The 13917-nt window shown below is 73.6% G+C and carries 13 protein-coding genes and 1 tRNA gene; 11 read left to right on the top strand and 3 right to left on the bottom strand.

The window, feature by feature from the left end:
- Window positions 1-44: 44 nt before the first annotated feature.
- Complete coding sequence (gene fdh / locus LG324_RS12780; protein WP_404348402.1) at window positions 45-3284, bottom strand: formate dehydrogenase; 3240 nt, start codon at window positions 3282-3284, stop codon at window positions 45-47.
- Window positions 3285-3407: 123 nt separating this feature from the next.
- Here fdh and LG324_RS12775 point away from each other — a divergent pair.
- From LG324_RS12775 to LG324_RS12765, 3 genes are all read left to right on the top strand, one after another.
- A tRNA-Sec gene (locus tag LG324_RS12775) sits at window positions 3408-3502 on the top strand.
- A 23-nt stretch (window positions 3503-3525) separates the two neighbouring features.
- A complete protein-coding gene (gene selA, locus LG324_RS12770) occupies window positions 3526-4827 on the top strand; it encodes an L-seryl-tRNA(Sec) selenium transferase (RefSeq protein WP_030529056.1) in 1302 nt (433 codons plus the stop codon).
- 1 nt (window position 4828) lies between these two features.
- Window positions 4829-6592 carry a SelB C-terminal domain-containing protein gene (locus tag LG324_RS12765; RefSeq protein WP_404348400.1) on the top strand — a complete coding sequence of 588 codons (1764 nt, stop codon included), beginning with the start codon at window positions 4829-4831 and terminating at the stop codon, window positions 6590-6592.
- Here the strand turns inward: LG324_RS12765 and LG324_RS12760 are convergent.
- Together LG324_RS12760 and LG324_RS12755 are read right to left on the bottom strand one after the other, a co-directional pair.
- A complete protein-coding gene (locus LG324_RS12760) occupies window positions 6546-6857 on the bottom strand; it encodes a cytochrome c oxidase assembly protein (protein ID WP_404348398.1) in 312 nt (103 codons plus the stop codon). The two genes, LG324_RS12765 and LG324_RS12760, sit on opposite strands and share 47 nt — an antisense overlap.
- A gap of 46 nt (window positions 6858-6903) precedes the next feature.
- Entirely contained in the window at window positions 6904-7914 is a 1011-nt protein-coding gene (locus LG324_RS12755; RefSeq protein WP_404348396.1) for an SDR family NAD(P)-dependent oxidoreductase, read from the bottom strand.
- A gap of 150 nt (window positions 7915-8064) precedes the next feature.
- Between LG324_RS12755 and LG324_RS12750 the strand changes: the two genes are divergently transcribed.
- The 8 genes from LG324_RS12750 (at window position 8065) to LG324_RS12715 (ending at window position 13845) form a co-directional block, all read left to right on the top strand.
- Window positions 8065-8571, top strand: coding sequence for a hypothetical protein (locus LG324_RS12750; protein WP_404348394.1), 507 nt, complete (start codon window positions 8065-8067; stop codon window positions 8569-8571).
- Window positions 8572-8715: 144 nt separating this feature from the next.
- Complete coding sequence (locus LG324_RS12745) at window positions 8716-9495, top strand: sigma-70 family RNA polymerase sigma factor (RefSeq protein WP_404348392.1); 780 nt, start codon at window positions 8716-8718, stop codon at window positions 9493-9495.
- A 205-nt stretch (window positions 9496-9700) separates the two neighbouring features.
- Complete coding sequence (locus LG324_RS12740; RefSeq protein ID WP_404348390.1) at window positions 9701-10222, top strand: hypothetical protein; 522 nt, start codon at window positions 9701-9703, stop codon at window positions 10220-10222.
- The gene (locus LG324_RS12735; protein WP_404348387.1) at window positions 10219-11124 is read left to right on the top strand and encodes a carbohydrate ABC transporter permease; all 906 of its coding nucleotides are present in this window, start codon (window positions 10219-10221) and stop codon (window positions 11122-11124) included. The genes LG324_RS12740 and LG324_RS12735 overlap by 4 nt, the downstream gene beginning before the upstream one ends.
- Complete coding sequence (locus LG324_RS12730) at window positions 11121-12083, top strand: carbohydrate ABC transporter permease (protein WP_404348384.1); 963 nt, start codon at window positions 11121-11123, stop codon at window positions 12081-12083. The genes LG324_RS12735 and LG324_RS12730 overlap by 4 nt, the downstream gene beginning before the upstream one ends.
- Window positions 12084-12170: 87 nt before the next feature.
- Window positions 12171-12389 carry a hypothetical protein gene (locus LG324_RS12725; RefSeq protein WP_404348382.1) on the top strand — a complete coding sequence of 73 codons (219 nt, stop codon included), beginning with the start codon at window positions 12171-12173 and terminating at the stop codon, window positions 12387-12389.
- 128 nt (window positions 12390-12517) lie between these two features.
- On the top strand, window positions 12518-13366 hold the full coding sequence (locus LG324_RS12720) for an SDR family oxidoreductase (RefSeq protein ID WP_404348379.1): 849 nt from the start codon (window positions 12518-12520) through the stop codon (window positions 13364-13366).
- Window positions 13367-13377: 11 nt separating this feature from the next.
- Window positions 13378-13845, top strand: coding sequence for a DUF4383 domain-containing protein (locus tag LG324_RS12715; protein ID WP_051750623.1), 468 nt, complete (start codon window positions 13378-13380; stop codon window positions 13843-13845).
- The last annotated feature ends 72 nt before the right edge of the window (window positions 13846-13917 follow it).

Raw genomic sequence — 13917 nt, 5'->3', positions numbered from 1 at the left:
GGCGTCGCCGGCAACGTCATGGAGTGGTCCGGACAGCGAGTTGCTCATGAGTCGTCCTCCTCGGCCGGGTGGGCGCCCGAGCGGCGCCGGTAGTCGTCGACGAAGTCGACCAGCGCCGGGCCGCGCGGCCGCCGCCCGGGTCGGATGTCGCACGTGCCGACCTTGTCCTGGATGTGCACGTTGGGGTCGAGCGCGATGCCGACGAGGTCGTTGACCGAGTCCCCGGTCACCAGGCCGTTGGCGCCCCAGTGGTAGGGGAGCCCCACGTGCTCGACCCACCGCTCGCCGAGCCGCAGGGAGCGCATCCGCGCCGTCACCATGACGCGCGCCTCGATGGCCGAGCGGGAGGTGACGATGGTCGCCCAGCCGCCGTGATCGAGACCGCGCTCGCGCGCCAACCGCGGCGAGACCTCGCAGAACATCTCTGGCTGGAGCTCGCTGAGGTAGGGCAGCGTCCGCGACATCCCACCCGCCGTGTGGTGCTCGGTCAGGCGGTAGCTCGTGAAGACGTAGGGGAAGACCCGGCTCTCGGGCGGGTTGAGCGGGTTGGCCGGCTCCGCGACGTCCTCGAGCGCCGGGTTGCGCTGGGGCCGGTGGGCGGCGTTGCGCACGGGCGACTCGACCGGCTCGTAGAAGGTCGGCAGCGGGCCGTCGGCCAGGCCGGTCGGCACGTACAGCCAGGCCTTGCCGTCGGTCTGCATGATGAACGGGTCGCGCCCGCCGAGGGCGTCCGGACCCTGGGCTCCCTCCTCGGGGACGTGGTCCGGGGCCCGGTCGGCGACGAAGTCGGGCACGTCGTCGCCGGTCCACTTCCCTTGCTGGGCGTCCCACCAGACGTACTTCTTGCGCTCGCTCCACGGCTTGCCGTCGGGGTCGGCCGAGGCGCGGTTGTACAGGATGCGCCGGTTGGCCGGCCAGGCCCAGCCCCACTCGGGGGCGACGAGTGACTGCTCCCAGTGGGGCTTGCGGCGGGCGGCCTGGTTGGTCTCGTCGGCGTACACGCCGCAGTAGATCCAGCAGCCGCACGCGGTCGAGCCGTCCTTGGCGAGCTGGGTGTACGACGAGAGCGCGTCGCCGGAGCCGTCCCAGCCGTTGATCTCGCGCAGCACCGCCTCGGCGTCCGGCTCCCCGAGCGGGCCCTCGGTGGGGTAGTCCCACGTGAGGTCGAGCAGCGGCCGGTCCATCTCGTCGGTCGACCCGGCCAGCCTCTCTCGGATGCGCTGACCCAGCTCGTAGTAGAACTGGAGGTCGCTGCGGGCGTCCCCGGGCGGCTGCACCGCCTGGTGGCGCCACTGGAGCATCCGCTGGGTGTTCGTGAAGCTGCCCTTCTTCTCGACGTGCGAGGCCGCCGGGAGGAAGAACACCTCGGTCCCGATGCCCTCGGTGCTCAGCTCGCCGGACTCGATCTCCGGGCCGTCCTTCCAGAAGGTGGCGGTCTCGACCATCGTCAGGTCACGCACGACGAGCCACTCGAGGTTGGCCAGCCCGAGCCGCTGCATCTTGCCGTTGGCCGAGCCGACCGCCGGGTTCTCGCCGACGACGAAGTAACCCGGGCTGCGTCCCTCGATCTGGTTGACGACCGTGTCGTAGGTGCCGTGGTGGCCGGTCAAGCGGGGGAGGTAGTCGAAGCGGAAGTCGTTGTCCCGCGTCGCTGCGTCGCCCCACCAGGCCTTGAGGAGGCTCACGGTGTAGGCGTCCATGTTGCCCCAGAAGCCGGTCGAGCCGGCGTCCTCGGCGACGAACTCCTCGAGCGAGCGGTGCTGGGCCGCGTGCGGCATCGGGATGTACCCGGGAAGGATGTTGAACAGGGTCGGGATGTCGGTGGACCCCTGGATGCTCGCGTGCCCGCGCAGGGCGAGGATGCCGCCACCCGGCCGGCCGATGTTGCCGAGCAGGGTCTGCAGGATCGAGGCCGTCCGGATGGTCTGCACCCCGGTCGAGTGGTGGGTCCACCCCACGGCGTAGCAGAACGCGCTGGTGCGCTCGCGCCCAGAGTTCTCGGTGAGGGCCTTCGCGACCCTCAGGAAGTCCTCCTCCGAGACCCCGCACACCTCGGCGACGAGCTCGGGGGTGTACCGGGCGAAGTGCCGCTTCAGGATCTGGAAGACGCACCGGGGGTGTTGCAGCGTCTCGTCCCGGTCCGGCTTGGCCCACACGGTCGGTCCGCCGGAGCCGGCCTGCTCGGACCGTGCGGCCTCGTGCTCCTCCGGCTCCTCCGAGGCCGCCGGGCCGCCGGGCTGGCCTGGGTCGCGCATCCCCGCCGCCGCGGACTGGGGTGCGTTCTCGTACTGCCAGGTGGTCGGGTCGTACTGCTGCTCCTCCGCGTCATAGCCGGAGAACAGGCCGTCGAGGTCCTCGGTGTCGCGGAAGTCCTCGGACACGAGGGCCGCCGCGTTCGTGTAGTGCACGACGTACTCCCGGAAGTCCAGGTCGTTCTCGAGCACGTGGTGGACGAGCCCGCCGAGGAACGCGATGTCGGTACCCGCACGCAGCGGCACGTGGAGGTCGGCGACCGCCGAGGTGCGGGTGAAGCGCGGGTCGACGTGAATGATCGTCGCGCCCTTGCGCTTGGCCTCCATCACCCACTGGAACCCGACGGGATGGCACTCGGCCATGTTCGAACCCTGGATGACGATGCAGTCACTGTTGGACAGGTCCTGCTGGAAGGTGGTGGCCCCTCCCCGGCCGAAGCTCGTCCCCAGACCGGGAACGGTGGAGGAGTGTCAAATACGCGCCTGGTTCTCGATCTGCACCGCGCCCATCGCGGTGTAGAGCTTCTTCATGAGGTAGTTCTCCTCGTTATCGAGGGTCGCTCCTCCGAGGCTCGCGATGCCAAGGGTGCGGCGGGTGCGCCGGCCGTGCTCGTCCTCCCACTCCCAGTACTTCCGGCGGGTGGCGACCACGCGGTCGGCGATCATGTCCATCGCGGTGTCGAGGTCGAGGTCCTCCCACGCCGTCCCGTGCGGCCGACGGTAGCGGACCTTCGTCACTCGGTGGTCGGACGTGACGAGCTGTGTGCTGGCGCTTCCCTTGGGGCAGAGGCGACCACGGGAGATCGGGCTCGCCGGGTCCCCCTCGATCTGGGTGACCTTCTCGTCCTGCACGTAGACCTTCTGGCCGCAGCCGACGGCGCAGAAGGGGCAGACCGAGTCGACGACGCGGTCTGCGGTGCGGGTGCGGGGGGTGATCGACCGGGTGGTCGCGGACTCCACCGCGGCGCCGCGACCGAGGCGGTCACGCCCGCGCAGCTGGCGCAGCAACGGCCACTCGAGCGGTGTCGGCACGGCGGATCCTCTCGACGTCGGGAAGGGGCCCTCCCAGCACCGTAGCCCTCCCCGGTCTCGGACGGGGAAACCGGTGCGCCCCTCTCGCGGCGGGTCGGTACGCAGCGGTCTAGGGTCGGTCGCGGAGGCGTTTCTTGTCTGGTGACGGGCGCGGTCTTCAACACCGACGTGACCGGGTCACCCGGTCAGGCGGGTTCGATTCCCGTCCGCCTCCGCCAGCTTTCGCCTCGTGAGGAGCCCCGTGGACGACCGCCGCCGTGACGTGCCGCGGACCGACGCCGTCCTCGCCGAGCCCCGGGTCGCGAAGGCGGTCGGCCGGCTGGGCCGGGCGGCCGTCAAGGCGATCGTCGTCGAGGTCCTGCAGGTCTGCCGGGACGGTGGGCTCGCACCGGTGGACGTGCCCGCCGAGGTGCTCGCCCGGCTGCCGCGCTCGAGCACCTCGCTGCGCGCGGTGCTCAACGCGACCGGCGTGGTCGTGCACACCAACCTCGGTCGGGCCCCGTTGTCCCGGGCCGCGGTCGAGGCCGTGGTCGTCGCGGCGGGGGCCACCGACGTCGAGCTCGACCTCGCCACCGGACGGCGCGGACCCCGCGGCACCGGGGCGCTGGACGCCCTGCGGTCCGCCGTGCCCGACGCCGGCGACGTGCACGTCGTCACCAACGGCGCGGCGGCGGTCGCGCTGGTGTCCCGCGCGCTGGCCGCGGACCGGGAGGTCGTCGTCGCGCGCGGCGAGCTCGTCGAGATCGGCGACGGCTTCCGCGTCCCCGAGCTCGTGGAGTCCTTGGGGGTGCGGCTGCGCGAAGTCGGGACGACGAACCGGGTACGCCTGGAGGACTACGCGCGGGCCGTCGGCGATCGGACGGCGTTCGTGCTCAAGGTGCACCCGAGCAACTTCCGCGTCGAGGGGTTCACGTCCTCCGTGGGGGTCGGCGAGCTCGCCACCCTGCCGGTCCCCGTCGTCGCGGACCTCGGGTCGGGGCTCCTGCGTCCCCACCCGAGGCTCCCGGACGAGCCGGACGCGGCCGGCGCCCTCCGCGCCGGGGCCGCCCTCGTCACGGCGTCCGGCGACAAGCTGCTCGGCGGCCCGCAGTGTGGCCTCGTGCTCGGCCGTGCCGACCTCGTCCAGCAGGTCCGGCGCCACCCGATGGCGCGGGCCGTCCGCGTGGGCAAGCTGACCCTCGCCGCCCTCGAGGCGACGTTGACCGGACCCGAGCCCCCGGTGGTGCAGGCGCTCGGTCGGGCACGAGAGTCGCTACGCGAGAGGGCGGACCACGTGGCATCCGCGCTCGGTGGCGACGTGGCCGTCGTCGACACCGAGGGGCGGGTGGGCGGCGGCGGCGCCCCGGGCGTGCCCCTGCCCAGTGCGGCAGTGTCGCTCCCGTCGGCTCTCGCTCCCGTCCTGCGCGCGGGCGACCCGCCGGTGGTGGGGCGCGTGCACGGCGGTCGTCTGCTCCTCGACCTGCTGACGGTGGACGAGGCGGACGAGGACGTGCTCGTCGAGGCGGTGCACCGGGCGAGGGCGAGCGCGGAAGCGGGGGGCTGACGTGCACGTCGTCGCCACCGCCGGGCACGTCGACCACGGCAAGTCGACCCTCGTGCGGGCCCTCACCGGCCAGGACCCCGACCGCCTCGCCGAGGAGGCGCGCCGCGGGCTGTCCATCGAGCTCGGCTACTGCTGGACCGACCTGCCAGGGGTCGGTGAGGTCGCCTTCGTCGACGTGCCGGGCCACGAGAGGTTTCTCGGGACGACGCTGGCCGGGCTGGGGGCCCTGCGGGTCGCCCTGCTCGTCGTGGCGGCCGACGACCCGTGGATGCCGCAGGCGGCCGAGCACCTCGCCGCCCTCGACGCCCTCGACGTGCGGCACGGGGTGCTCGTGGTGACGCGGGCCGACCTCGTGGACCCGGCGCCTGCGCTGGCCCGGGCGCGGGCGGAGGTCGCCCGGACGTCACTGCGGGACGCCCCGGACGTCGTCGTGAGTGGCCGGACCGGGCAGGGGCTGGACGCCCTGCGCGACGCGCTCGTCGGCGTGCTGGCGGCCGTTCCGCGCCCCGACCCGGCCGCCGACGTGCGGCTCTGGGTCGACCGGCGCTTCCGCGTGCGCGGCACCGGGCTCGTCGTCACCGGCACGCTCGCCGCCGGCACGGTGCGGCCCGGTGACGTGCTCGAGGCGGACGGCGAGCCCGTGCGAGTCCGCGGTGTGGAGGCGTTGGGCACACCGCGGGCCCAGGTGTCGGCGCCCGCGCGGGTCGCGCTCGACCTCGGGGGCCGGGCCCCTGCGGGCGTGCGCCGGGGGGCGCAGCTCGTCGCCCCCGGCTCGGTGCTCGCCCCGGTCGAGGTCGACGTCCGCGTGCGACCCGGCGACCGCCCACCGCGGCAACCGGTGCTCCACGTCGGGACCGACCACGTCGAGGTGCGGGTGCGACCGCTGGCCGGTGATGTCGTGCGCCTGCGGCCGACCCGCCCGCTGCCCCTGCGGGTCGGCGACCGGGCCGTCCTGCGCGACCCCGGCGACCGCCGGGTCTGGGGGGTCGAGGTGCTCGACCCGGCGCCCCCGCCGCTGCGGGGCCGCGGCGCCGCGGCGGCCCGGGCCGGCGAGCTCTCCACGGTGCGCGGCACCGTGGCCGACGAGGTCGAGCGGCGTGGCGCGGTCACGTGGGGGCTGCTGCGGCGGCTCGGTGTCGGGGGACCGGTGCCCGAGGGCAGCATCGTCGCGGGGGAGGTCGTGGTGGCGCCGCACCGTGCACACGTCCTGCGGGAGGAGGTGTTGGCCGCGGTGCGTGCGGCCGGCGCGGGCGGGCTGGCGCCGGCCGCCGCCGCACGGGCCGCGGGTCTCGGGGACGCCCTCCTCGTGGAGGCCCTGCTGGAACCGCCTCTCCGGCTGACGGGCGGACGGGTCGTGCTCGACGAGCAGGGCCGTACGACACCGGAGGACGCAGCGGCGCTCGCCGCCCTCGCGGCCGACCTCGACGAGGCGCCGTTCGGGGCCCCGACGGCGGAGCGGTTGCGCGAGCTGGGCCTGGTCGGGGCGCGGCTCGACGCCTTGGTGCGCGCGGGGCACCTCGAACGGGCCGGGCGCGGGGTGATCCTCCTCCCCGGGGCGACGGCGGAGGCCACCCGCCGGCTCGGCGAGCTGGAGCAGCCCTTCACCGTGGCGCAGGCCCGCGTGGCCCTCGGCACCACCCGTCGGGTCGTGCTGCCGCTGCTGGCCCACCTCGACGCCGCCGGGATGACGGTGCGCCTGGCCGACGACACGCGTCGGGTCAGGCCGCCACGGGGGCCGGCCGCGGGTCGGGACGCCAGCGGCTGAGCACGGCGAGGGCCAAGGCCACCTCGGCGAGGTCGCCGAACCAGTACATGAGCTGGGCTCCCGCCATCCGGTCCGCGGCCGGGCCGGGCACGTCGACGAGCCACCCCGCGTAGAGCAGCTGGGCGAGGACGGCGTGGGCCGCGACCGCGACCGCGAGCACCACGAGGCGGCGCGGCACCGAGGGGCGGTGCGGCACCGTCGAGGCTGGGCCACCCCCGAGGTGGCGCCGCAGTTCCGGCGAGAAGCCGTAACCGAGCCGCAGCATGAGGAGACCGACGTGGGTGCGCGAACGATTGGCCAGGCCGGCGGCACTACCGGTCCGTGGCGCCGCCACGCGAGCCGGTCTGGTTCTGCCGGTGGGCCGAGCGGCGGCCGGGGGCGGCGAGCACGCGCAGCCACCGGGAGCGGGCGGCGACCGCGTGACCCTCGGCGGCCGGTGCGTCCGTGCGGCGCCAGTCGCGGACCGGCGCGTCGCCGGGCAGGAGCCGGGCGGCCAGGCCGAGGGCCCGGACCGTCGTCGCCGGGGCGAGGCCGTGCACCCGGCGGGCCACCGCCACCCACGGCGAGACGCTGACGACCGGCCGCCCCGCGAGCACGCCGTCGACGATGCGCCGGGCGGCCCGCTCGACCGGCAGGCTGACCCCGGGCCACGTCGCGCCCGGCGCGAACCACGCGTCGTCGGCGGCGGCGTCACCCGTGAAGCGGGCGTGCACGTGTCCGCCGGTGCGCATCAGCCAGGGGGTCACCGAGGTGACCGTGACCCCGGTGCCCGAGAGCTCGGCCGCGAGGCCCTCGGCGAGCCCGACGGCCCCGAACTTGGCGACCGAGTACGGGACCAGGCGAGGGACCGCGACGAGGCCGCCGACCGACGACACGATCCCGATGCGACCCTCGCGGCGGCTGCGCATCGAGGGCAGGACGGCGAGGGCGAGGTGCACCGGACCCCAGAGCATCGTGTCGACGGCCTCGTGGACGTGACCGAGCGTCACCGACTCGACCGCGCCCACCCCGATGACGCCGGCGACGTGGACGGCGGCGTCGACCCGGCCGTGCTGCTCGAGGACGGTGGTGACCACCTCGTCAACGGCGGCGGGGTCGCGCGAGTCGGCGACGTGCACGTGGTGGCGTCCGGGCGGGGCGTCGAGCAGGTCGAGCGCACGCTGCAGCGCGGCCGGGTCGCGGCCAGTGGCGTGCACGACCCATCCCCGCTCCAGCAGCACCCGCGAGATCTCGAGCCCGAGCCCGCGCGAGGCGCCGGCCACGAGGGCGACCCCGGCGCTCCCGTCGGTGCCCGTCCGTCCCGGCCGTGAGGTGGTGTCCATGCCCGTGCGCTACCCGGTTCGGATGTCGCCACACCGGTCTCGGGAATCCCCGTGTCAGGCATGCCGGTGGAGCATCGGGGTAGTGGTCCGTGCGACCAGGGGGTGGGCGGCAGGGCTGCCCCTTGGTCGTCACCCCCGGAAGGAACAGGCATGTCGCACACGGCGCTCGTCGGCGTGGTCGTCACCCAGCACCGGCGGCTGCGCGAGATGGTCGCTGACGTGGCGCGCGCAGCACCGGGGGCCCGGGACGCGGCGCTCCACCGGCTTCTGCGCCACCTCGTGGTCCACCTGGCCGCGGAGCGCGTCGCCCTCGCGGCCGACGGGGTGGCCGGGGCCGGGGACGCCGCCGAGGACCACGAGATCGTCGAGGGGGCGGAGCGCCTCAACGACCTGGGCACGGACTGCCCGTCCTTCGTGGTGCAGCTCGGGCTCCTCGCGGCGGGGATGGTGCACCACGAGACGAGGTCGGAGCGGGAGGTCCTGCCACGCTTCGTGACGACGCACGAGGCGGGGGACCTCGACCGGGCGGCGCAGCTGCTGCTCGGGTGTGACGACCTCGCCGTGGTCGACGAGGAGGTGCCCCCCGGCACAGGGTTCGGCCGCACGCTGCGCGACGCCCGGGCGGTGGTCCGCGAGCGAGCCCGGCATCCGTCCTGAGCGGTCGGTCACGACCGCGCGAGAACTTCGCGTCACCAAACCCCCGTGCGGGACCCATCCGTGGCACCGTCGAGGTATCGGTCCAGACCCGGCCGGGTAACGGGTCAGACAGAGTGCCCTCCTTCTCCCTGATGGAGGACAGCCATGTCCAAGACCCTTCGTTCCACTGTCACCGGCGAGCGCGACCAGGTCGTCGAAGGCCTCCTCGACCGCGTCTCCGTCACGACGGATCCTGCTGAGCAGCGACGGCTGCGCGCCCAGGTCGTCGAGGAGATGCTGTCCTTGGCCGACGGTCTGGCTCATCGCTACTCCGGGCGGGGCATCGAGCGGGACGACCTCGAGCAGGTCGCCCGGACGGCCCTGGTCGCGGCCGTGGACCGCTACCACCCCGACTCCGGGGCGGGTTTCGTCGCGTTCGCCGTCCCGACGATCGCCGGCGAGCTCAAGCGCCACTTCCGGGACTGCGGCTGGGTCGTGCGGCCGCCCCGTCGCGTGCAGGAGCTGAGGGCCGAGGTCGTCGTGGCCGAGGAGAGCCTGCGCCACCGGCTCGGACGCGAGGCGACCGTCGCCGAGGTCGCGGACCTGATGGAGTGCGAGCCTGCCGATGTCGAGTCGGCACGGCTGTGCGGCAGCGGTTTTCGCCCAGCATCGCTCGATGCCCCGGTGCTGGCCGGCGGGACGGAGGGCGACCGGCTGGCCGACGTCGGGGACTTCTACCACCGTTTCGAGCTGCACACCGACCTGCGGCTGGCTCTGGACTCGCTCGGGGAGCGGGACCGCCGGGTGGTGCGGCTGCGCTTCGTGGAAGAGCTGACGCAGTCCGAGATCGGGTCGATGCTCGGGGTCAGCCAGATGCAGGTGTCGCGCATCCTGTCGCGCATCCTGCGTCAGCTGCGGGGGAGCCTGGACGTGGTCGCCGCCTGAGGGTCGTCACCGCCTGCGCGCAGCGCGGGAGCCGGCGGAGGAGCACTTCTCCGGGGAGAAGCGTTTTTCCTTTGTTGCGCTCGAGTACACCGTCGGGCTGGTCCAGGCCCAGGGCGGTTGGACGAAGTTCAAGTCCTTCCGCGACAGCTTCGACATCTTCGGTGCCGACAACCCGCTGACGCTGGGCACCATCACCGCCTTCCCGATGGAGAACTGGTACGTCAACGTGCTGCGCGACTCCATCCCGAGGGGCCTGGAGCTGGAGTCCGAGATCATCACGGACCGCCAGGGGCAGCCGGTCAGCATGCTCGGCGGTTCGGCGTGGGTGATCCCGAAGGGCGCGAAGAACCCGGTCGCGGCGTGCCAGTGGGCCAAGACGATGACCTCGACGGACACCTGGATGAAGGCCGCCGAGGCCCGCATGCAGACCGTGGAGAAGGACAAGTCGTTCTTCACCGGGCTGTTCACGGCCAACACCGAGGCCGACGAGCAGATCCGCGAGCAGTACCTCACGCCGGCACCCGACCCCGGCTTCGCGCACGCCATCGACAACTACTACTCGGTCCTCGACAAGGCCACCGCGGTCAACCCCTCGCCGGCCGGCGCCGAGATCGACGCCGCCTGGCAGAGCGCGGTCTCTCGCGCGCTCGAGGGCACACCGGCCGCGCAGGCCCTCCAGCAGGCGCAGGGGGAGGCCGAGTCCGCGTACGAGAAGGCCGCGCGGTGAGCGGGCGGCTGCAGCGGCAGGAGACCCGGGCCGCCTTCGGGTTCATCTCGCCGTGGGTCGTCGGGTTCCTGCTCTTCACCGCCGGGCCGATGGTCGCAAGCCTCGTGCTCTCGTTCACCGACTACTCGATCGTCGACACCGCCCACGGGGTGGGGCTGGCGAACTACCGCGAGCTGGCCGAGGACCCGCGGGTGCGGACCGCCCTGACCAACACGGTCGTCTACGCGCTGCTCTACGTTCCTGCCGCGACGGTCGTGGCGCTCGGGCTCGCGCTGCTTCTCCACCGGGTCGGCCGCGCGGCGGGCTTCTTCCGCACCGCGTTCTACCTGCCGGTCATGACGCCGGCCGTGGCCGCGGGGGCGATGTTGCTGCTCCTCCTCAACGGCCAGCGCGGACTGCTCAACGAGGTCCTCGGCTGGTTCGGGGTGCAGGGCCCGAGCTGGACGACGGACCCGACGTGGATGAAGCCCTCGCTCGCCGTCGTCAGCCTGTGGGCGGTCGGCGGCAGCGTCGTCATCTACCTCGCGGCGCTCAAGAACGTGCCGGTCGCTCTCCACGAGGCGGCGATGCTCGACGGTGCCGGCCCGGTTCGGCGCTTCTGGCACGTCACCGTGCCGATGATCTCGGGGGCCATCTTCTTCGGGGTCGTCACGCACACCATCGCGGCGCTGCAGATGTTCGACCAGGCGTACACGATGTTCTACGGCCCGCAGCAGAAGGCCAGCGCGTCCGACTCCTCGCTCGTCTACATGGTCTACCTGTTCCAGAACGCGTTCCAGTACTTCCGGATGGGCTACGCGTCGGCCCTCGCGTGGCTTCTGTTCGTCATCATCCTCGTCGTCACGGTCGTCCAGGTGCGCATCGGCAACCGCTTCGTGCACTACGAGGGGAGCCGCTCGTGACCACGCCCACCTCGGACGCCCGTCCTGACCTCGCCCGGCTGCCGGTCGCCGGCACGGAGCCGACCCCGGCAGGGCCCGTCCCCGAACCGGTCCCGCTGCGGCGCAGGCCCGCTGCCGGTCCGACGACGGTGCGCCGCCGGCTGGGGCAGGCCGCCTACCTCGTCGTGCTGCTCGGCGCGACGGCCCTGTTCGTCTACCCGCTCGCGTGGCTGGTCTCCGCGTCGCTCAAGCCCAAGTCGCAGGTGTTCGACAACTCGCTGCTGCCGGAGACGGTCCAGTGGTCGAACTTCGTCGAGGTCTGGCAGGCCGGCCCGGTGCTGCGCTGGGTGTTCAACTCGGCGACGGTCGGGCTGATGGCCGCGACGGCCGTCACGCTCTCGAGCGCATTCGTCGCCTTCGGGTTCGCCTACTTCCGGTTCCGTTGGCGCGGGCCGCTGTTCGGCCTCGTCCTCGCGACGATGATGCTGCCCGGTGCCGTGACGATGATCCCGACCTACCTCATCTGGAACCAGGCCGGTCTCGTCAATACGCAGGTGCCGCTGTGGGCCCAGAACCTCTTCGGGTCGGCGTTCTACATCTTCCTGCTGCGGCAGTTCTTCCTCGGCATCCCGCGGGAGCTGTTCGAGGCCGCCCGCGTCGACGGCGCCAGCCACCTGACGATGTTCCGCCGCATCGCGCTGCCGCTCGCCCGGCCGGCGCTCGTCATCGTGTTCGTCTTCGAGCTCCAGGCCAGCTGGTCGGACCTCATGAAACCCCTGATCTACCTCCAGACCCCGGAGTACTTCACGATGCCCCGGGGACTGAAGCAGATCGTCGACACCGTCGCCCTCTCGGGCGAGTACCACTGGGAGATCGCCATGGCCGCAACCCTCATCGCGACGGTCCCGATGATCGTCGTCTTCGCGTTCACGCAACGCTTCGTCCTCGACGGCATCGCGACGACGGCGAGGCAGGGATGAGCGCCGCCGCCCGGCTCAGTGACGTGGGGGCCGCCTCGTGCCGCCGGTGCGGCCGCCTCGTGCCGCCGGTGCGGCCGCCTCGTGGGGATGCTCCGTGCCGAGGTGCCCCTGGTCCCGCGCGCCACCCCCTCGCTCTACTGGGCCGACTCGATGCGCGAGTGCCGCTGCGCGGCAACGCTCCTCCCCAGGCCGGCGTCGCTGCCGTCGTCGGTCCGGGTCCGTCTGCGGGAGGTGGTCGCGGCCTCGGCCGGGGCCCGACCCTGGGAGCAGCTCGTGACGCGTGAGCCGCTCGAGATCCTCGTCTGAGGCCACCCGGGCCCGGACCGCCCGCGGCGGGGCGGGCGCGTCCGGCCCGGGTGTGACGCCGCCGGCGGCGGGTACGGGCTGGAGGTGCCGCCGGACCCGGCGGTGCCCCGAGACCGAGGAGCACCCCGATGACCGAGATCCCCGCCCAGGAGCAGCAGTGGCCCGGCACGACCGCCGCGCTCGACCCGCAGCCGGACCACGGTGAGACGTCGTGGGTGGGCCGTGACCGCCTCGTCGGCAAGCGGGTCCTCGTGACCGGTGGCGACTCCGGCATCGGTCGGGCGGTCGCCGTCACGTTCGCCCACGAGGGTGCGACGCTCGTCGTCACCCACCTGCCGGAGGAGGCCGAGGACGCCCGCGAGACGGTCGCCGCCGTCGAGGCGGCCGGCGGTCGGGCGGTCGCGGTCGAGGCCGACCTTCGCACCCACGGAGCGGTCGTCGAGGTCGTCGACCGGGTGCGTGCCGAGCTCGGCGGGCTCGACGTGCTCGTGAGCAACGCGGCCTTCCAGATGACGCACGACGGTCTCGAGGACTTCCCGCCCGAGCAGGTCGAGCGGACCTTCGCGACGAACGTCTTCGCGACCTTCTGGCTGGTCCGCGAGCTGGCACGCGACCTCGAGGAGTCGCAGGGGTCGGTGGTCGTCACGACCTCGGTCCAGGCCTACCAGCCGGCCGAGCACCTCCTCGACTACGCGGCGACGAAGGCGGCGCTGACCAACCTCGTCGTCAACCTCGCCCAGGAGCTCGGCCCGCGGGGCGTCCGCGTCAACGCGGTCGCCCCCGGACCGATCTGGACCCCGCTCATCCCGGCGACGATGCCCGCCGACAAGGTCGAGGGCTTCGGGACGCAGACGCCGCTCGGGCGGGTCGGCCAGCCGGTCGAGGTGGCGGCGGCCTTCGTCTTCCTCGCCTCGGACGAGGCGAGCTACGTGTCCGGGACGGTGCTCGGTGTGACGGGCGGCAAGCCGGTCTTCTGACGGGACCGGCCGTGCCGACGCACCACCCGCCACACCGGCCTGCCCCCGTCGACGCCGTCGGTCTCGCGCGTCGGCGGGCTGCCGGCCTCGTCGGCCTCGGGCTCGCTGCGCTCGGCGTCGCCGGGTTCCTGCCGGGCATCACCTCCGGGCTCGGCGAGCTCGCCCCCGCCGGCCACGCGTCCGGGGCGCACCTCCTCGGGATCCTCCAGGTCTCGGTGGTGCACAACCTCGTGCACCTGGGGCTCGGGGTGGCGGGGGTGTGGGCCGCCCGGTCGGCGCGTGCGGCCGGGGCGTTCCTGCTGACGGCCGGTGCGGTGTTCCTCGGACTGTGGGTGCACGGCCTCGTCGTCGAGCCGTCCTCCGCGGCCAACGTCGTGCCGGTCGACGACGTCGGCGGCGTGCTGCACCTCCTGCTCGGGATGGTCCTCGTCGCCCTCGTCCTGCTGCGTCCGCGCCCGGTGACGGCCGAGGACGGATGACCTCCTGGCTGCGCACATCGTCGGACGTGGAGTGCGCATCCGTTCCGGCAGAACGTTTCCGGCTCCCACCAC

Source organism: Phycicoccus jejuensis (assembly GCF_044797865.1).
In the GTDB taxonomy this organism is placed as follows: Bacteria; Actinomycetota; Actinomycetes; order Actinomycetales; family Dermatophilaceae; genus Phycicoccus; species Phycicoccus jejuensis.
This window is presented reverse-complemented; position numbering and strand designations above follow the sequence as displayed.